The organism is Mycobacterium sp. E2989 (assembly GCF_001667595.1).
Lineage (GTDB): Bacteria > Actinomycetota > Actinomycetes > Mycobacteriales > Mycobacteriaceae > Mycobacterium.
The window spans coordinates 1-19021 of the sequence record NZ_LZJX01000060.1; the positions used below are offsets into that span (position 1 = coordinate 1).

A 19021-nucleotide genomic window follows, 5' to 3' on the forward strand; every position below is an offset into this window, starting at 1 on the left:
TGAGCCGGTTGGGCGGCACGTCGGTCGCCCGCATGGACTCCGACACGTCGATGACCAGCATGACGACGGCCCGGTTGAGCGGGATCCGGACGTCGGAGGTCGGCCCGGCCATCGCCGTGGTCAGCAGCACCAGCGACACGGCCAGCAGGATCGTCGGGACGTGCCGCCAGCGGCTGGGGTGGGCCGGCGCGACCCGCTCCAGCACCTCCATGTTGGCGAACCGCAGCACGCGGCGGCGCCGGGCGAACTGCAGCACCACGTAGATGCCCAGGACCAGCAGCACCGCCAGCAGAACCAGGAAGAACCACGCGTTCTGGAAGCCGGTGACCGACACGGGGCCCAGCAGGGGCAACTTCATGTCGAGCCACACTATGCGCCAAGTGCGGACCGTGCACTCCCCGCCGGATCAGCCGGCGACGAGGTCGCGACGCTGCGTGAACTTGATGTCGAGGCTGCGCAGATGGGTCTGCAGCCCGGCGTCCTGGATCGGGATCAGGTGGGCGGGCTGGTCGGTCTCGTTGTAGTGGGCGTGCCACATGCCCGGCGGGGTGGTGAAGGCGCAGCCGGCCCGCCAGTCCACCCGGATGGGGTCGACGATGTCGCCGCGGTCGTCGAGGCGGGTGCCCAGCAGCGTGTAGCAGCCGGTGGCGGGCGCGTCGAGGATCAGGTCGAGGGCCACCGACTGGTGCCGGTGCGGGCGCTGCACCTGATTCGGTGGCAGCACGCCGAACATGGCCCACAGGACGTGGGTGATGGTCAGCGTCTGCTCCTGGTTGGCGTTGGCCAGCAGCACGCTGACCCGGCTCTTCTCGTTGGCGCCCGGCCGCGCCGCGATCTCTTCGAGCTTGGCCACCGCGTCCGTCCGGCGGAACTTGGTCGCGCGGAACCGCGGCTGGGTGGCTTCGGCGCCCAGGTAGCGCATCAGCGGCTCGTCGTGCACCCAGTACATGGCGGTGTCCGCGGCCGCGTAGAACACCGAATGCGTGCCCGCGGGCAGGGTCAAAAAGTCACCCTTCTCCCATCCGACCAGCTCGCCGTTGACCGCCGCGAAACCCCGCCCGTAGAGCACGTAGTACAGCTGGGAGGTGGCGTTGGGGCTGGTGTCGACCCGTTCGCCGGGGCGGATGCGCACGAAATTGGCCAGCAGCGCGGGGCTGGTCGCCGCGCCGGTCTCGATCCGCAGCTCCTTGGACAGGTCCAGCGGGATCACACCGGTCGGCCGATCGGTGTAGACATCCGCGTCGAACCGGGTAATCGACACCTGCGGGACGTGTCCCGAGCCGATCGGGTTGGCGGCCTTCGAGTACTCGAAGAATTCGGCGTCGCCGGTCCAATCCTGGAAGCGGCCTTCGAACCCGTACTCGGCCACGTTGACCATCGGAGCGGGGACCGTCGGATCCAGGTTCGGGGTCAGGGTTTGTTCGGTGACGGACATTTGCATGGCTCCTGGGCTTCTTCGGCTCTTCTTATGTTTCTTTCGTATCTATCTTGTATCTCAGTTGTCGCCCTGTCAAGGGCTGCGGTGGTGTACCGTCACCACACTGCTGGGATACGACTTAGCTACCGGAAGGCTGCAGTGGCAACGAACGAGCCGCGGCCGGGCACGGCCAAGGACCGGGCGCTGGACTACGTGAAGACGCGGGTACTCACCGGCGCGTTCCCCGGGGGCGAGTTGATCAGCGAGGGGGATGTCGCGACGGCGCTGGGCATGTCGCGCACCCCGGTGCGCGAGGCGTTCCTGCGGCTGGAGGCCGAGGGGCTGCTGCGGCTGTACCCGCAGCGCGGCGCCCTGGTCGTCCCCGTCTCCCCGGACGAGGTTCGGTCGGTGATGGAGGCACGGCTGGTGCTCGAGCAGTTCGCCGCAACTAAGGTGGTGGGCCGCGGACCCGCCACGTGCGCAGCGGTTTTCGAGAAGATGTCGGCGGAGCTACGACGGCAGCGGGAAGCCGTCGACCGCTCCGATTGGCCCGAATTCCTCGACGCCGACCGCGCCTTCCACGCCATCACGCTGACGGAGTCGAGAAACACCATCCTGTCGGGCTTCTATGCGTCGCTGCGGGACCGGCAGATGCGGATGATCGGCGAATCGGCGCTGCGCGATCCCGACCGGGTGGCGGCGATCCTGGACGAGCATCGCGAAATCGCCGAGGCGCTGCGCGACGGCGACGGTCAGCGCGCGCTGCGTGCGGTGCAAACCCACCTGGCGGGCACGGTGCGCGCCATCGGGCTGGCGGCGGACCTGATCTGAGTTCCGCGCGAATTGTGTTAGAAGTTCCTCTTTTCGGGAAATCCTCTCGAAGATGGCGCCCACCCCGGGAGCCGTTATGACAGGAGCTGAAGTGATCACATCCATAATCCTCGCCATCGTCGTGGGCGCGATCATCGGTTTGGTCGCGCGTCTCGTGATGCCGGGTAAGCAGAACGTCGGCATGATCATGACCGTGGTGCTCGGCGCCGTCGGCGGTCTGATCGGGTCGTGGGCCGCCAGCCAATTCGGATACCACAACGCCAACGGTGGTGTGGCCTGGGTGCCGTTCTTCATCGGCGTCGGCGCCGCCATCGTCCTCATCGCGCTGTACGAGGCGCTGACGGGCCGCCGCACCGGCACCCGGCTCACCCGCTGAGCCGAAAGCTGCGCCGCCCGACCGGTTTTCGGTTGGGCGGCGTCAGCCCGCTATCAGCACCGCATAACGCGGCTTGATGACGTCGTCGATGATGGCCAGCCGCTCGTCGAAGGGAATGAAGGCGGATTTCATCGCGTTGATGGTGAACCGCTCGAGATCACTCCAGCCGTAGCCGAAAGCCTCGACCAGGCGGCACATTTCAAGGCTCATCGTGGTATCGCTCATCAGCCGGTTGTCGGTGTTCACGGTCACCCGGAACCGGGTGCGGGCCAGCAGGTCGAACGGATGCTCGGCGATGCTGTTCACGGCGCCGGTCTGCACATTGGAGCTGGGGCACAGCTCCAGCGGAATCCGCTTGTCCCGCAGGATGGCTGCCAGGCGGCCCAGCCGGACCCGGCCGTCGCCGAGCACGTCGATGTCGTCGACGATGCGCACCCCGTGACCAAGCCGGTCGGCACCGCAGAACGCGATCGCCTCATGGATGGATGGCAGCCCAAACGCCTCGCCGGCGTGAATCGTGAAGCGCGCGTTATGGTCTCGCATGTACTCGAAGGCGTCCAGGTGCCGGGTCGGCGGATTGCCCGCCTCGGCGCCGGCGATGTCGAACCCCACAACTCCCTTGTCCCGGAACCGAATCGCCAGCTCGGCGATTCGGCGTGACACCGCGGCGTGCCGCATGGCGGTCACCAGCAGTCGCACCACGATCGGCCGGCCGGCGGCGGCGCAGGCCTTCTCGCCGTCGGCGAAGCCGGCCAGCACGGCCTCGACGATCTCGTCGAACGACAGCCCGCGGTCGATGTGTAGCTCCGGCGCGAACCGGATCTCGGCGTAGACAACGGAATCGGCGGCCAGGTCTTCGACGCATTCATAGGCGACGCGATGCAGCGCCTCGGGTGTCTGCATCACCGCCACGGTGTGCGAGAACGGTTCGAGGTAGCGCTCCAGCGACCCGCTGTGCGACTGGGTGCGAAACCAGGTGGCCAGCTCGTCCACGTCGGTGGTGGGCAGCCCGTCGTACCCCGTCTCCTCGGCGATCTCCACCACCGTCGACGGGCGCAACCCCCCGTCGAGGTGGTCGTGCAGCAGCGCCTTGGGCGCCTTCTTGATCTGCTCGAGGCCCAGCTTCATCGTCTAATTCAACCCCGTGGTCACGGTGCGATCCGATCGATGATCAGCGGGCGCGGCGCCGGTGGCGTGTCGCCGACGCTGAAGCCGCCGTCCAGTTCGGCCAGCGCGGCGCCGAGGCGCTCCGGGGTGTCGGTGTAGAGGGTGAACAGCGGCTCGCCGGCCGCGACCGGCTCGCCGGGCCGGCGGTGGATCCGGATACCGGCGCCGGCCTGCACCCGTTCGCCCGGACGGGACCTGCCCGCACCGAGCCGCCACACCGCCAGCCCCACCGCCATCGCGTCGATATCGCCCATTGTGCCGCCCCGGCCGGCGGTCACGGTGTCGGAATGCGCACCGATCGGCAACGGAACCGACAAATCACCGCCCTGGGCGGCGATCAGGCGGCGAAACCGGTCCATCGCGGTGCCGTCACGCAGGGTCTCCGCCGGGTCGTGGCCGTCGACGCCCGCCAGTTCAAGCATCTCCCGCGCCAGCCGCACCGTCAGCTCGACGACGTCGGGCGGCCCGCCGCCGGCCAGCACGTCCAGCGATTCGGCGACCTCCAGGGCGTTGCCGACCGCCGCCCCCAGCGGGGCGTTCATGTCGGTCAGGAGCGCGCGCGTCGGCACCCCGTGCGCCTCGCCCAGCCCGACCATGGTGTGGGCCAGTTCGCGGCAGCGCTCCGGGGAGTCGAGCAGCGCACCGGAGCCGACCTTCACATCGAGCACCAGCGCCCCGGCCCCCTCGGCCAGCTTCTTGCTCATCACCGAGCTGGCGATCAGCGGCAGCGACTCGACGGTGGCCGTGATGTCGCGCAGCGCGTACAGCTTGGCGTCGGCCGGCGCCAGCTCGCCGGCGGCGAAGATGGCCGCGCCCACGTCGCGGAGTTGGTCGCGCACCCGCCGGCTGGACAGGGCGGCGGTGAACCCGGCGATGGACTCCAGCTTGTCCAGGGTGCCGCCGGTGTGCCCCAGCCCGCGCCCCGACGCCTGGGGCACCGCGGCGCCGCAGGCGGCGACGACGGCCACCAGGGGCAGGGTGATCTTGTCCCCGACGCCGCCGGTGGAGTGCTTGTCGACGGTGGGCAGGTGCAGGTCGCGAAAGTCCAGCCGTTCACCGGAGGCCAGCATCGCCGCGGTCCAGCCGGCGATCTCGCCGCCGTCCATGCCGCGCAGGAAGATCGCCATCAGCAGCGCCGACATCTGTTCCTCGGCCACCCGGCCGTGGGTGTAGGCGTCGACGACCCACTCGATGGCGGCCTCGGACAGCCGACCGCCGTCACGCTTGGTGCGGATCACCGTCGGCGCGTCGAATGCGTGGTCGGTCAACGGGGTTCCCGCGGCAGGTCCGCGCTGAAGGCGTCGGGCAGTAGCTCGCCGAGGCGGCGGGGCCCGGCCGGGTGGTCGATCAGCAGCTGCGGGCCGCCGTGCTCCAACAGCAGCTGGCGGCACCGCCCGCACGGCATGAGCGCGCGACCCTCGCCGTCGACGCAGGCCAGCGCGATCAGCCGGCCGCCGCCGCCGGCGTGCAGGGCGCACACCACGCCGCATTCGGCACAGAGACCAAGGCCATATGAGATGTTCTCCACATTGCAGCCGGTGACCACGCGACCGTCGTCGACCAGCGCGGCGGCCCCCACGGGGAACCGCGAATACGGCGCGTAGGCCCCCGCGGCAGCGTCGATCGCCTTGTGGCGCAGCGCATTCCAATCGACATCTGCCATATCGCAACCCCGCTCAGCCATGGGCAATCAAGACCGCCAGCCTAACTCTGACACGAGCATTCGCCGGGCGGGCTGGTCGGCGCGGACGGCGCCCCGCGCGGGTTAGGCTGAATTGCCCTCCCTTGATGTCAGAAGGCGGTGAGGACTGGGTGAGCACAGAGACGACAACCGCGGATCCGGCAACGCAATCTGCACCCTCGCGCAAGCGGCGACCACCGCGGACCCTGTATCGGGGCGACCCGGGCATGTGGTCGTGGGTGTTGCATCGCATCAGCGGCGCGACGATCTTCTTCTTCCTGTTCGTCCACGTGCTGGACGCCGCGATGCTGCGGGTCAGCCCGCAGACCTACAACGCGGTGATCCACGACTACCAAACCCCGGTCGTCGGCCTGATGGAGTACGGGCTGGTGGCCGCGGTGCTCTTTCACGGGCTGAACGGGATCCGCGTCATCCTGATCGACTTCTGGTCCGAGGGCACCCGATACCAGAAGCTGATGTTCTGGATCGTCGGCGTCGTCTTCCTGCTGCTCATGGTCCCGGCCGGCGTGGTGACGGGCATTCACATCTTCGAGCACCTGCGATGAGCTCCCCCGACCTGCAGCTGGGCCGCGGCCAGGTGGCCCCGGTCCGCCAGCGCAGCCACGACCGGCCGGCCAGCCTCGACAACCCGCGCTCGCCGCGGCGCCGCGCGGGCATCCCCAACTTCGAGAAGTTCGCCTGGCTGTTCATGCGGTTCTCCGGCGTCGCGCTGATCGTCCTGGCCGTCGGGCACCTGTTCATCATGCTGATGTGGGACAACGGCGTTTACCGCATCGACTTCAACTACGTGGCGCAGCGCTGGGCCTCGCCGTTCTGGCAGTTCTGGGATTTGGCGCTGCTGTGGCTGGCGCAGCTGCACGGCGGCAACGGCCTGCGCACCATCATCGACGACTACAGCCGCAGCGACCGCACCCGGTTCTGGCTGAACAGCCTGTTGCTGTTGTCGATGGGGTTCACGTTGGTGCTGGGCACCTACGTGCTGGTGACATTCGACCCGAATATCGGAGCGTGACGCCGTGATCCAGCAACACCGATACGACGTGGTGATCGTCGGCGCCGGCGGTGCCGGCATGCGCGCCGCGGTGGAGGCGGGTCCGCGCGTCCGGACCGCGGTGCTCACCAAGCTCTATCCCACCCGCAGCCACACCGGCGCCGCCCAGGGCGGGATGTGCGCGGCGCTGGCCAACGTCGAGGACGACAACTGGGAATGGCACACCTTCGACACCGTCAAGGGCGGCGACTATCTCGCCGACCAGGACGCGGTGGAGATCATGTGCAAGGAAGCCATCGACGCGGTGCTCGACCTGGAGAAAATGGGGATGCCGTTCAACCGCACCCCCGAAGGCCGCATCGACCAGCGCCGGTTCGGCGGGCACACCCGCGAACACGGCAAGGCCCCGGTGCGCCGGGCGTGCTACGCCGCCGACCGCACCGGCCACATGATCTTGCAGACGCTCTACCAGAACTGCGTCAAGCACGACGTGCAGTTCTTCAACGAGTTCTACGCGCTGGACCTGGTTCTCACCCAGACGCCGAGCGGCCCGGTGGCCAGCGGCGTGGTGGCCTACGAGCTGGCCACCGGCGAGATTCATGTGTTCCACGCCAAGGCCGTGGTCTTGGCGACCGGCGGCTCGGGCCGCATGTACAAGACCACCTCCAACGCGCACACCCTGACCGGCGACGGCATCGGCATCGTCTTCCGCAAGGGACTTCCGTTGGAGGACATGGAGTTTCATCAGTTCCATCCGACCGGCCTGGCCGGGCTGGGCATCCTGATATCCGAGGCCGTGCGCGGCGAGGGCGGCCGGCTGCTCAACGCCGACGGTGAGCGGTTCATGGAGCGCTACGCCCCGACCATCGTCGACTTGGCGCCGCGCGACATCGTCGCGCGGTCAATGGTTTTGGAGGTGCTGGAAGGCCGTGGCGCGGGCCCGAACAAGGACTACGTCTACATCGACGTGCGCCACCTCGGCGAGGACGTGCTCGAGGCGAAGCTGCCCGACATCACCGAATTCGCCCGCACCTACCTGGGCGTCGACCCCGTGCACGAGCTGGTCCCGGTCTACCCGACGTGTCACTACGTGATGGGCGGCATCCCCACCACCGTCACCGGACAGGTGTTGCGGGACAACACCGCCATCGTCCCCGGCCTGTACGCCGCCGGCGAGTGCGCCTGCGTGTCGGTGCACGGCGCGAATCGGCTGGGCACCAATTCGCTGTTGGACATCAACGTCTTCGGGCGCCGCGCCGGCATCGCCGCCTCCGACTACGCCGACGGGCACGACTTCGTGGACATGCCACCGAATCCCGAGGCGATGGTGGTCGGCTGGGTCCGCGACATCCTCAGCGAGCACGGCAACGAGCGCGTCGCCGACATCCGCGGCGCGCTACAGCAGTCGATGGACAACAATGCCGCGGTGTTCCGCACCGAGGAGACGCTCAAGCAGGCGCTCACCGACATCCACGCCCTCAAGGAGCGGTACTCCCGAATCACCGTGCACGACAAGGGAAAGCGCTTCAACAGCGACCTGCTGGAGGCCATCGAACTGGGCTTTTTGCTGGAACTGGCCGAGGTGACCGTGGTGGGGGCGCTGAATCGCAAGGAATCCCGCGGCGGTCACGCCCGGGAAGACTACCCGAACCGTGACGACGTCAACTACATGCGCCACACCATGGCCTACAAGCAGGGCACCGATCTGCTGAGCGACATCGCGCTGGACTTCAAGCCCGTCGTGCAGACCCGCTACGAACCCAAGGAACGGAAGTACTGATGTCCGACAGCGTCGACGTCGAGGTGGACCGGGGACCGGAGCCGCCGTTGCCGCCCGTCCCCGAGGGCGCCGTGCTGGTGACCCTCAAGATCGCCCGGTTCAACCCCGACGACCCCGACGCCTTCGCGGAAACCGGTGGCTGGCAAAGCTTTCGGGTGCCCTGCCTGCCCAGCGACCGGCTGCTCAACCTGCTGATCTACATCAAGAGCTACCTGGACGGCACGCTGACCTTCCGGCGCTCCTGCGCGCACGGGGTGTGCGGCTCGGACGCCATGCGCATCAACGGCGTCAACCGGCTCGCCTGCAAGGTGCTGATGCGTGACCTGCTGCCCGAAAAGCCGGGCAAGCAACTCACCATCACGGTCGAGCCGATCCGCGGACTGCCGGTGGAGAAGGACCTGGTGGTCAACATGGAGCCGTTCTTCGATGCCTACCGCGCGGTCAAGCCGTACCTGGTCACCAGCGGGAATCCCCCTACGCGCGAACGCATTCAGAGCCCCACCGACCGTGCCCGCTACGACGACACCACCAAGTGCATCCTGTGCGCGGCCTGCACGACGAGCTGCCCGATCTTCTGGCACGAGGGCAGCTACTACGGGCCGGCGGCGATCGTCAACGCGCACCGGTTCATCTTCGACAGCCGCGACGAGGCCGCCGCCGAGCGCCTGGACATCCTCAACGAGGTCGACGGCGTGTGGCGGTGCCGCACCACGTTCAACTGCACGGAGGCCTGCCCGCGCGGGATTCAGATCACCAAGGCGATTCAGGAGGTCAAGCGCGCGCTGATGTTCACGCGCTGATCACCTACGCGGGTCGCACAGCTCGTGATGACTGCTCCGGTTGCCGCCCAACCGCTTTGCCTCATACATCGCGGCATCGGCGGCGGTGACCAACTCCCCCAGCAGCGATTGCGGTTCCGAGGCGCTGTCGTCGAGGTGGGCGCAGGCCGTGCCGATGCTGGCGGTCACTCCGGCGGCCGACGCCGCGATGGCGCGACACATCCGCGCGGCCAGCGACTCGGCGTTGCACGCCTTGGCGGTGCCGGCCAGCAGGAACTCCTCACCGCCGCTGCGCGCCACCACCGAGTCCTCGGAGGCGGCCGACAGGGCCTGGGCGACCTGGACCAGCGCCCGGTCCCCCGCGGCGTGACCGTGCCGGTCGTTGATGTCTTTGAAGTGGTCGAGGTCGATCAGCATGACCACCAGGTGGGAGTCGATGCCCCGCCGGGCCAGGATCATGCCCAACGCCTCGTGCTGGAACGTGCGCCGGTTCAGCAGGCCCGTCAGCGGATCGCGGTCGGCCTGCAGCAGGTCCCCCGTCAGGGCGCGCATCAGAATCCGAATGGCCAGCGGCAGCGCGATGTTGACCTCGATCACCAACCACAGATCCACCCCGGCGAGGCTGGGGTGCCCGGACCTCGCCAGCGACAAGGCCTCCCACGACCCGACCGCGGCGGCCACCGCGAAGTTGTACAGCACGAATCCCGTGGTGTGGAAGAACGCCATGTACGCGCCGAAGGTCGCGAAGGCGATGCAGCCGATCAGCGCGGCCAGCGGGTTCGGATGCGCCAGGCAGGCCAGCGCGACGGCGGTGTTGCAGGTCAGGGCGTAGGCGAGGGACTGCCCGCGCGTCGGCCAGCGCCACGTCCACAGCAGAACGCCCGCCACCCCTCCGGTGACGGCCGTCCACATCATCGCCACGGGCACCGATCCACGGGGACCGTCCGAGCCGGCCAGCAACGCGATGAGGCACAGCACCATCGACGCCGAGATGAGCGCCATCACGGCCCGAGTGGCCCCGCTGATGCCCCGCGACGCGAGATAGCCGGATAGCCAGTCGTACTGATCGGCCCGCCGGCTAAACAGCGCGGTCATCGTTGACTCGCAATCGCCACCACCGCTCATCGACGTCGAAAGGCTAGCCGCATGCTACGGCTCTCCCGCCCTCCCCCGAGGCGGATTGCCGCGTCTGTGCGCGCGAGGCCGTCACACTTTCGCGTGCCATCCCGTCTGAGGGATATGACACAGAAAACGCGCATCGAGCCCCTGTCCCCCAACCGCGCCGGGCCGCTGACCCGCGCCATGTACCGGATCGCCAAGCGCCGCTACGGCCAGGTACCCGAGCCCTTCACCGTGACCGCCCACCATCGCAAGTTGATGGTCGCCGGGGCCGTGCACGAGACGATGCTCGACCGGGCGTCCAAGACGCTGCCGGTCGGCGTGCGCGAGCTGGCGGTGCTGTGGACCGCTCGCAGCATCGGCTGTTCCTGGTGCGTCGACTTCGGCTCGATGCTGCAGCGCCTGGACGGCCTGGACATCGAACGGCTCAAGGACATCGACCACTACGCCACTTCGACGGCGTTCACCGACGACGAGCGCGCCGCGATCCGCTACGCCGACGCGATGACGACCGATCCGCACACCGTCACCGACGAGCAGGTGGCCGACCTGCGCGCCCGGTTCGGCGACGCGGGCGTGATCGAGCTGACCTATCAGATCGGCGTGGAGAACATGCGGGCCCGGATGAACACCGCGCTGGGCATCACCGAGCAGGGCTTCAGTTCCGGGAACGCGTGCCGGGTTCCGTGGGCGGGCGACGATCGCACGGCGGCTACCGGTCGCTGACCCCCGGGGCTACATTGGCGGCATGCGCGTCTGGGACTTGGGTCCGGGCCGGCTCTTGGTGGCAGGCGTGTTTTCCGACCTCGCCCTCCACCACCACCCCGCGGTTCAGGTCACGGTCGGCGGCCACGGGCCCGTGACGCTCACCCGCGACGGCGACGGCCCGCACGCGTGCCGACTGGTGGTGGTCGGCAGCGGAACGCGCCACGCGGTGCGATCGGATTCGGGCTCCGACGCGTTGACGCTGTACCTCGGGCTGCAGACGGTTGCGGGCTTCGCCCTGCACACGTTGAGCCACAACCGCGGTCGCGGCAGTTGGGTCGTCGACGACGGGGCCGGGCTGGCCGCGGCGACGGCGCGTGCGCTCAAGACGGACGGCCCGCATGCCGCGGCCGATTTCCTGGTCGACGGGGTGTGCGGGGCGGCGAGCCGAGGTGTTGGCGCCCCGGCACCCATTCATCCCCAACTGCGCCGGGCGATCGAGGTCGCGTCGAGCCGAGTGCCGAACCGAGTCGACGTGGCATCGCTGGCCAATGCCGTTGCCCTGTCACCGGATTACCTCGGCCGGCTGTGCCGAGAGCAGACCGGGGCGTCGATGTCGGCCACCATCCGCTGGACGCGCCTGGTGACCGCGGTGGCCCACCTCGTCGCCGGCCGCTCGGTCACCGATGCCGCCCATCTGGCCGGGTTCGCCGACGGTGCGCACGCCAATCGGGTGTGCCGGGAGATGACCGGCGCGGCACCGCGCGAACTCGCCCGAGCGGTTCGCGCCGCGACCTGACGGATCCGTACAAGCGTTCCCTTCGCCGCCGATCCACGCTGAACATATCGGCGAGCGAAGGGAGTAAATCATGGCCACGCCGTCGCGCATCCGCGTTCAGGCCGCGGCGATCCGCGCCGTCTTCGGGTTACCGGCACCGGCCCGCCGGTTGTTGGCGGGCTCGCCCATCCGAATCGACGGGCAGCAGCTCGACCTCGACGCGCAGCTCGTCATCCGCCTCAAAAACCGTTCGGGCTCAGACGTTTTCACCGATCCGATCGATGCGGCCCGGGCGCGATACGACCAGCTGCCCCGGGTCGTCCGGTACCGCACGCCCCGGCCCGTCGAGGTCCGCGAGGTCGCCATCCCCGCCGCGCACGGCGACATCCCGGCCACCCTGTACACCCCCGCGGACGCGCCGTCACCGTCCGGCCTGCTGGTCTACTACCACGGTGGCGGCTTCTCGGTCGGGTCACGCGTCAGCCACGACCCGGTGGCTCGATACCTGGCCCACCACGCGGGCGTGCGGGTGCTCTCGATCGAATACCGGCGCGCGCCGGAGCACCCATTCCCCGCCGCCGTGCACGACGCGATCGCCGCATTCGAATATGCGCTCGCATCGGCGGCGGAGCTGGGCGCGGCCCCCGACCGGATCGCGGTCGGGGGCGACAGCGCCGGAGGAAACCTCGCGGCGGTGACCACGCAGCACGCCGCGCAGCGCGGCGGCGGTATCCCGGCCTTCCAGCTGCTGATGTATCCGCCCACGGATCTCGCCGCGCGGCGACGCTCGCACGACCTGTTCGCCGACGGGTGCTCCACCTTCACCGACCGGAACCTGCGCTGGGCGCTGGGCAACTACGTCCCCCCGGCGGTCGACCGAAGTGACCCGCGCCTGTCGCCGCTGCGCGGTGACGTCACCCAGCTGCCACCGGCCTACGTCGCCAGCGCCGGTTTCGACCCGTTGCGCGACGACGCCGTGGCCTACGCGGACAGGCTGCGGGCCGGGGGCGTTGCGGTGACGCTCAGCCGGCAGCCCGACCTGCCGCACGCATACCTCAACTTCGTCGGGCTCGGGGGCCGGTTCGCCGAGGCCGCCGCCGAGGCCGCCGCGGCGCTGCGCCTCGGCCTGGCGGCCGCCGCAACCCGGAGCCGATGACCAGCGCTCCCCCGATCGACGGACCCGGGGTCGTCCGATGTGGGGAAGGCCGGCTCCCCCACCGCGGCGGCCGGACGGTGGAAAGACACGGCGCGGCCGAGCGGGGATAGTCAGATGTGCCCGAAAACGGACGCCACCGGACTTGGAGAATCGACATGGACCAACTCGTTAGCTCCGATCGGTGGGCGCCGCAACGACGGCTCGGCGTCGTGGATGGGTTGGGCCCCCGCACCACCGCCCGGTTCTACGCGATGCTGTGCGAGAACCATCGGGCGCTGACGGGAGGTTCGTACCCGGACGTGGTCGTGCACACCATCGGTGTGCAGCGGCGCCTGGTGGACGCCGCCACGGCCGGCTCGCCTCGGCCCGGGCACCAGGAAGCGTTGCGGGACCTCGTGACCCGGACCTCTCGCTCCCTCGCCGGAACCGGCGCGGACGTGATCGCCGTCGCGTGCAACGCCACCACGGTCGACCCCGCGCTAGGCGCACTGACATGCATCGGCATGGTCGAGGCGACCGGCCGGAAGCTGCAACGCCTGAACGTCCGCCGGGTCGGTCTCGTCGCGTCGAGCATCATGGTGTCCTCCGCGGCCTACGAGCGCGGCCTCGGCGACGCCGGCATCGCCGCCGTCGCCCCGGCCCCGGGCGATCAGGAGATGGTCGACCGGTTCATCGAGTCGCTGCAATGGTCCACGGCTCCCGTCCCGGTCCCCGAGGAATTCCGCCGGGTCGTCGCCGGGCTCGCGGAGAATGTGGACGCGCTGATACTGGACTGCAATGAGCTCTACGGCGTCGTCGACGCCGAGATGGCGGGCAAGCCGGTCGTCGACAGCGTGACCGCGCTGGTCGAGGAAGCGTCCCGCCTACTGGTGGATCCGGTCGCCCGCGCAACCCCGCCGACCGACATTGAATCCATTGCCGCGGCGCGGCCGTCCCGCCGCTGGGCGCTGTCGCGTTGGCGGCCGCGCCGGCCGCAGCGTGGCGCCGGTGAACTCATTCGAATTCGCGACATCGCTTAGGGCACAAGCCTTTTCGTTGCCCACGCCGATCGCGAGAGTTCGCGGCGGCAATCCTTGATGCCGGCCGCCGCCGTCGGGGGCCCCGGCAATCGCCCCCGTCCGGGCAGTGCGACATTGAAGGCATTGGCGCCCGCCGTCCCCGCGAAGAGGGCCGCGGGTGAACTTCGGCAGAGTCGGTGAAAACCGCTCGCCCATCGTGATATACAGCCATTACTCCTGGGCTCGTCGCTAGTCATCGCTGGGTCGGCCACGGCGGACGGGGGGCCGGCTTGCCGGGGCATACAGGTTGCGGAACTGGGTGCGAAGCCAAACGGAGGGGTATGAAGTCGCCCTTGGACTGGTCGCTGATCGACTTCCCGGCGCAGGCGCTGATCGCCGTGTCGGTGCTCGGCCTTCTGGTCGCGCTGTTGTGCAGGCGGGGGCGCCAGTGGTGGCTACGGGCGGTGCCGCTGTGCGTGGCCATCGCGGCGGCGGTCGCGGCGGCCGGCTATTACACGGTGAACTACCGCTGGCATCCCTACCCCGACGTCATCCCGTGGACGCTGTTCGCCTGGGGCGGGGTCGCCGCCCTGGTGTTGTGCCTGTCGGCTGCCAGGATGCGCCGGTCCGGCTGGCCGGTGCGCGCGCTGATGGTGCTGGGCGTGCTGTGGTCGGTGGTGGTGATCGCCGCGCAGGCCAACATCCACTACGCGGCGTTCACCACCGCACGCAAGCTGGTGAACCCGCTGCTGCACCCCGTCGGCGACCTGTCCTCGGTCGCCTCGAGCCAGGCCAGCGCGGTGCGCGCCGCGGCGGGCAGCACGCTCGAACAGCTGTGGCAGCCGCCGGCGACCATGCCCGCGGACGGCCAGGTGGTGAAGGCGTCGATTCCGGCGTCCAGCCGGTTCAGCCCGCGTGAGGCGCTGATCTACCTGCCCCCGGCCTACCTGGCCACGCCGCGGCCCGAACTGCCCGTGCTCGTACTGCTTCCCGGCGACCCGGGAGCGCCGCGCGACTGGATCGACAAGGTGCACGTCGACGACGCGCTCGGCCAGTTCGCCGCGCGTCACAAGGGCCTGGCCCCGGTGGTGGTGATGGCCGATCAGCAAGGTGTCGCGGAAAACAATCCGAGCTGCGTGGACTCCGCCTGGGGCACGCCGCAGACCTACCTGGCCGAGGACCTTCCGCGCTGGGTATCGGCGAACCTGCAAGTGAGCCGGGACCATCGCCAGTGGGGGATCGGCGGCCTGTCGTCGGGGGGCACCTGCTCGCTGCTGGTAGGGCTTCGCGCCCCCGAGGCCTATGCCAACGTGGTGGACATGTCCGGCCAGCGGGAGCCGATCCTGACCAGCCACGCCGAAATCGTCGCCAAGTTGTTCAACGGCGACGAGGCCGCCTACAACAACGTCACACCAAAGGACATCATGGCCAAGCGGCAGTATCCGGACACCAACGCGCTGATCACGGCGGGCTCAGATGATGGGGTCTACAACCCCCAGCAGCGGGAGATCTACGCGGCCTGCCGGCAGGCCGGCATGAACGCACAGTGGCAGGAATTTCCCGGAGGACATACCTTCGCCGTGTTCCGGGCCTCATTCGAAGCGGCGATTCCGTGGCTGGCGGCGCGCACGGGGCTGACCCAATGACCGCCGCGGTGCTCGACAAACCGACGACGGTGCTCGACAAGCGCGCCGTCGTTCAGCACAACGCGCGGCGGGCGTTCGCGCTGCTGCGACAGTCGCCCGTCACCGTCGGCCTGGTCGTCACGCTGTGGGTGCTCGGCGCGGTCACCCACGCGTGGTCGGTGTGGTCGAACAACACCGAGAATGCGCCCGGCATGCCCCACGGCCTGGTGGCCAAGGTGGCCATCGGCACATCCCAGCTGGAGCGCGGCTTCTGGTGGACGCCGTTCACCGCGGGGCTGTGGAACGTGTCGCTGGCCGCCTACGTCGTCGCCACGCTGTTCACGGTGGCCGTGGGCGTGCCCGCCGAACGGTTGCTCGGTCCTCGCCGCACCGCCGTATTCCTGGTGACCGGCCAGGTGCTGAGCAGCCTGCTCGGTGTCGGCGCCGTCGCGCTGCTGTCACGCACCGGCGACTCCTGGTTGACCAACCTCGACAAGGAGGTCGCGGTCGGCACCACGCCGGCGCTGGTCTGCCTCGCGGTGGTGATGACGTTCAAGCTGTCGGCGCTGTGGCGCCGCCGGCTGCGGCTGTTGATGTTCAGCGGCGTGGTGGTGTTCGCGCTGTATTCGGGCACCCTGCTCGACGTCTTGCGGGTTTTCGGCGCGGTGGCCGGACTGCTGTTGGGCTGGCTGTTCTACCGGTCGGAGGCGCGTGCCGCCGTCTCGCCCCCCTCCCGCTCGGAGGCCAGGGTGCTGGTGGCCACGCTGGTCGCGGCGACGGCATTCGGCCCCCTGCTGACCCTGCTCGGTTCCACCGGCGCCTGGCTGGCCTACCCCGGCTACGGCCCGCTGCGAATCTTGCAGTCCCTGTTCGCCTCTCCCGCCGAGGACAGCGAGCGCATGCGGCAGCTGTGCGTCGATCCCGGGTTGAGCGAGGCGTGCCGGCTGGCGGTCTCGCAGACCCTCGGGACCGGGGTGGGTTCGGCGATCACCTCGGTGGGGCCGGCGCTGCTGCTGCTCGCGGCCGCGGTCGGATTGCGCCGCGGGCGCCGCTTCGCTTGGTGGCTGGCGTTGCTGCTGAACGCGGCGCTGGTCGCGGGCAGCGCCTGGTTCGCCGTGCTGTGGACCCGCGACGCGGCCGACGCGGGATCTTTCGTGCACGACGCGGACGACACATACTCGTTCGCCCACGATACGTTGATTCTCATCGCCCCAATCGTGGTGCCCTGCTTGATGATTGCGCTGTTGTTGTTCACCCGGCCGTTGTTCACGGTGACCGCGCCACGCGCCACCTATCTGCGGCTGGGGCTGGGCCTGGCGGCCACCGCGTTGCTCACCGCCGGCGGCTATCTGCTGGTTGCATTTTGGGAGCGCAAGGAATTCGATCCCCCGCCGAGCCTCGCCCAGCTGGTCTCCGACCTGCCCACCCGCTACCTGCCGCCGGCCTACGAACTGGCGCACAGCGCAAAGTTCCTGCCTAACAGCGGGCTTGCGCTCCTGGCCTGGGAGTTCTGCGGCGCGGTGTTCTGGGTGATGCTGCTGGCGGGGTTGGTCGTCAGCTTCTGGCGGGCCAGCGTCGTCGTCGACGACGAGGCGGCGACCCGGGCACGAAACCTGATGGTGGCCAACAGCGGATCCTCGCTGGCGTACATGAGCACCTGGCCGGGCAACGCGTATTGGTTCACCGATGACGGACGGGCGGCGTTCGCCTACCGCGTGGTGGCCGCGGTTGCGCTGACCACCGGCGGCCCGCTGGGCGACCCCGGCGCGCAGGACGACGCGATCCGCGGATTCGAGCGGTTCTGCGACCGTAACGGCTGGACGGCGTGCATGTACAGCATCACCGAGGACGTGCGCGACCGCGCGCTGGCGCTGGGCTGGTCGGCGGTGCAGGTGGCCGAGGACACCGTGGTGCCGTTGGCCGAGCTGGAGTTCAAAGGCAAGAAGTGGCAAGACATTCGGACCGCGCTGAACAAGGCGGCCAAGGAGGGCATTCGCGCCGAGTGGACGAGCTATCCGGAGGCGCCATTGTCGATACGCGACCAGGTGCGGGTGATCTCCGAGGAATGGGTCGCCGACAAGGGCATGCCCGAAATGGGTTGGACGCTGGGCGGTTTGGACGAGCTCGACGACCCGGACGTGCGCTGCCTGATCGCCGTGGACGAGCAGTGGATCGTGCACGGCATCACCAGCTGGTTGCCGGTCTACCGGGACGGGCAGACGGTCGGCTGGACGCTGGACTTCATGCGCAGGCGGGGCAGCAGCCCCTTCAAAGGCGTGATGGAGTTCTTGATCGCCTCTGCCGCACAGAGCTTTCGGGAGGAGGGCGCGGAGTTCCTCAGCCTGTCCGGCGCCCCGCTGGCCCGGCTGGCCCGGGGCAACGAGGTCACGGCGTTGGACCGCATCCTCGACGTCACCGGCAAAGCCCTGGAGCCGGTGTACGGCTTCCGCTCGCTGCTCAGCTTCAAGGCCAAGTTCCAGCCCGAGTACCAGCCGCTGTACATGGCCTACCGCGACCCGTCGTCCCTGCCCGCGATCGCCAACGCGATCAGCCGCGCCTACCTACCGAACCTCACCGCGCGCCAAGGGATCCGGCTGGCGCGCAAACTCGCCCGCAGATAGTCGCCCGCCATGGCGACTCCGGCGTCAGGGGCGCCGCAGCGGAGAGCCGGTGAACTTGTCCGGGTTGGCGATATCCCATAGGGCGCTGACCTTCCCGTCGCGCACCGTCACCGCCGTGATCCGCGGCAGCATCTCGCGGTACCCGTCGGCCGCGGGCAGCCCGGCGGTGTAGATGCCCAGCTCGCCGTTGACCAGCCCCAGCTCGTACGAGGTGAACATGCCCGGGCCGTAGCGCTGCGCCAGGCCCAGCATGAACCGGACCACCTTGTCCGGGCCGCGGATGGTCTGAACGGCCGTGGGCGCCTTGCCATTCGAATCGCCGGTGAAGGTGACGTCGGGATGCAGCAGCGAGACCACGGCGTCCAGGTCGCCGGCGGCCATGGCGGCCATCAGCCGGCCCACCACCTCGTCGTGCGAGGGGTCGGGCCTGGGCGGCGGCTCGGCCGTCACGGCCTTGCGGGCCCGCGACGCCAGCTGCCGGGCGCCGGCCTCGGTGGTGCCCAGCACCTCGGCCACCTCCGCGAAGGGCACCGCGAACCCGTCGTGCAGCACGAACGCGACCCGCTGATCCGGCGACAGCCGCTCCAGCACCACCATCGCCGCGAACCGGGCGTCCTCTCGGGCCACCACGGCCGACAGCGGGTCGGTCCGGTCGAAACCGGTGACCACCGGTTCCGGCAGCCAGTTGCCGGTGTAGGTCACGCGCCGGTGCGCCGCCGAGCGCAACTTGTCCAGGCCCAGGCGGCTCACCACGGTGGTCAGCCAGGCCCGCAGGTCGTCGATCTGGCTGTCCTGCCCGTCCCAGCGCAGCCAGGCCTCCTGCACGATGTCCTCGGCGTCGGCCACGGTGCCGGTGAGCCGATAGGCGACCGCCATCAGGTGCGGTCGCAGGGCTTCGAATTGTGAGACCTGTTCGGTCCCGGTCATATCGCGAGCCTAGCGCGGCCGAAACGGCGCCAGAAAGGAGCCGCGCCAA

The 19021-nt window shown here is 69.5% G+C and carries 18 protein-coding genes and 1 pseudogene; 12 read left to right on the forward strand and 7 right to left on the reverse strand.

Annotation, left to right across the window (positions count from 1 at the left end):
- Together A5680_RS11605 and A5680_RS11610 are read right to left on the reverse strand one after the other, a co-directional pair.
- A partial coding sequence (locus A5680_RS11605) for a BatA domain-containing protein (protein ID WP_197499778.1) occupies positions 1-358 on the reverse strand: 358 nt, incomplete at its 3' end.
- Between the two features lie 48 nt (positions 359-406).
- Positions 407-1435: a cupin gene (locus A5680_RS11610; protein ID WP_067819356.1), complete on the reverse strand. Its 1029-nt coding sequence runs from the start codon at positions 1433-1435 to the stop codon at positions 407-409.
- A 141-nt stretch (positions 1436-1576) separates the two neighbouring features.
- Here A5680_RS11610 and A5680_RS11615 point away from each other — a divergent pair, with 141 nt between their 5' ends.
- On the forward strand, positions 1577-2248 hold the full coding sequence (locus A5680_RS11615; protein WP_067819359.1) for a GntR family transcriptional regulator: 672 nt from the start codon (positions 1577-1579) through the stop codon (positions 2246-2248).
- Between the two features lie 91 nt (positions 2249-2339).
- Entirely contained in the window at positions 2340-2624 is a 285-nt protein-coding gene (locus tag A5680_RS11620; RefSeq protein WP_055402930.1) for a GlsB/YeaQ/YmgE family stress response membrane protein, read from the forward strand.
- A 42-nt stretch (positions 2625-2666) separates the two neighbouring features.
- On the opposite strand, the gene A5680_RS11625 is transcribed toward A5680_RS11620, so the two are convergent.
- Genes A5680_RS11625 through A5680_RS11635 form a run of 3 tightly spaced genes read right to left on the reverse strand, consistent with a single transcriptional unit; the run spans position 2667 to position 5454 of the window.
- Positions 2667-3752: an adenosine deaminase gene (locus A5680_RS11625; RefSeq protein WP_067819362.1), complete on the reverse strand. Its 1086-nt coding sequence runs from the start codon at positions 3750-3752 to the stop codon at positions 2667-2669.
- 20 nt (positions 3753-3772) lie between these two features.
- Positions 3773-5059, reverse strand: a complete 1287-nt coding sequence (locus A5680_RS11630) for a thymidine phosphorylase (RefSeq protein WP_067819365.1) — start codon at positions 5057-5059, stop codon at positions 3773-3775.
- Positions 5056-5454 carry a cytidine deaminase gene (locus A5680_RS11635; RefSeq protein ID WP_055402936.1) on the reverse strand — a complete coding sequence of 133 codons (399 nt, stop codon included), beginning with the start codon at positions 5452-5454 and terminating at the stop codon, positions 5056-5058. The genes A5680_RS11630 and A5680_RS11635 overlap by 4 nt, the downstream gene beginning before the upstream one ends.
- 245 nt (positions 5455-5699) lie before the next feature.
- Here A5680_RS11635 and sdhC point away from each other — a divergent pair, with 245 nt between their 5' ends.
- Genes sdhC through A5680_RS11655 form a run of 4 tightly spaced genes read left to right on the forward strand, consistent with a single transcriptional unit; the run spans position 5700 to position 9064 of the window.
- Complete coding sequence (sdhC, locus tag A5680_RS11640; protein WP_067819368.1) at positions 5700-6038, forward strand: succinate dehydrogenase, cytochrome b556 subunit; 339 nt, start codon at positions 5700-5702, stop codon at positions 6036-6038.
- A complete protein-coding gene (locus A5680_RS11645; RefSeq protein WP_055402940.1) occupies positions 6035-6505 on the forward strand; it encodes a succinate dehydrogenase hydrophobic membrane anchor subunit in 471 nt (156 codons plus the stop codon). Before sdhC ends, A5680_RS11645 begins: the two co-directional genes overlap by 4 nt.
- 4 nt (positions 6506-6509) lie before the next feature.
- Entirely contained in the window at positions 6510-8264 is a 1755-nt protein-coding gene (sdhA, locus tag A5680_RS11650; protein ID WP_055402942.1) for a succinate dehydrogenase flavoprotein subunit, read from the forward strand.
- Complete coding sequence (locus A5680_RS11655) at positions 8264-9064, forward strand: succinate dehydrogenase iron-sulfur subunit (protein WP_055402944.1); 801 nt, start codon at positions 8264-8266, stop codon at positions 9062-9064. Before sdhA ends, A5680_RS11655 begins: the two co-directional genes overlap by 1 nt.
- Here A5680_RS11655 and A5680_RS11660 read toward each other — a convergent pair whose 3' ends face one another.
- On the reverse strand, positions 9065-10138 hold the full coding sequence (locus A5680_RS11660) for a GGDEF domain-containing protein (RefSeq protein WP_067819371.1): 1074 nt from the start codon (positions 10136-10138) through the stop codon (positions 9065-9067).
- 111 nt (positions 10139-10249) lie between these two features.
- Between A5680_RS11660 and A5680_RS11665 the strand changes: the two are divergent.
- From A5680_RS11665 to A5680_RS11690, 6 genes and pseudogenes are all read left to right on the forward strand, one after another.
- A pseudogene (locus tag A5680_RS11665) lies at positions 10250-10888 on the forward strand (carboxymuconolactone decarboxylase family protein); the annotation flags it as partial.
- A gap of 22 nt (positions 10889-10910) precedes the next feature.
- On the forward strand, positions 10911-11666 hold the full coding sequence (locus A5680_RS11670; RefSeq protein ID WP_067819376.1) for an AraC family transcriptional regulator: 756 nt from the start codon (positions 10911-10913) through the stop codon (positions 11664-11666).
- 70 nt (positions 11667-11736) lie between these two features.
- Positions 11737-12801, forward strand: coding sequence for an alpha/beta hydrolase (locus tag A5680_RS11675; RefSeq protein WP_067819379.1), 1065 nt, complete (start codon positions 11737-11739; stop codon positions 12799-12801).
- A 155-nt stretch (positions 12802-12956) separates the two neighbouring features.
- Positions 12957-13820: an aspartate/glutamate racemase family protein gene (locus tag A5680_RS11680; protein WP_067819382.1), complete on the forward strand. Its 864-nt coding sequence runs from the start codon at positions 12957-12959 to the stop codon at positions 13818-13820.
- Between the two features lie 320 nt (positions 13821-14140).
- On the forward strand, positions 14141-15445 hold the full coding sequence (locus tag A5680_RS11685) for an esterase family protein (RefSeq protein WP_067819385.1): 1305 nt from the start codon (positions 14141-14143) through the stop codon (positions 15443-15445).
- The gene (locus A5680_RS11690; RefSeq protein WP_067819388.1) at positions 15442-18045 is read left to right on the forward strand and encodes a phosphatidylglycerol lysyltransferase domain-containing protein; all 2604 of its coding nucleotides are present in this window, start codon (positions 15442-15444) and stop codon (positions 18043-18045) included. The genes A5680_RS11685 and A5680_RS11690 overlap by 4 nt, the downstream gene beginning before the upstream one ends.
- A 24-nt stretch (positions 18046-18069) precedes the next feature.
- Here the strand turns inward: A5680_RS11690 and A5680_RS11695 are convergent, their stop codons facing one another.
- Entirely contained in the window at positions 18070-18972 is a 903-nt protein-coding gene (locus A5680_RS11695) for a sigma-70 family RNA polymerase sigma factor (protein ID WP_067819391.1), read from the reverse strand.
- Positions 18973-19021 lie beyond the last annotated feature (49 nt).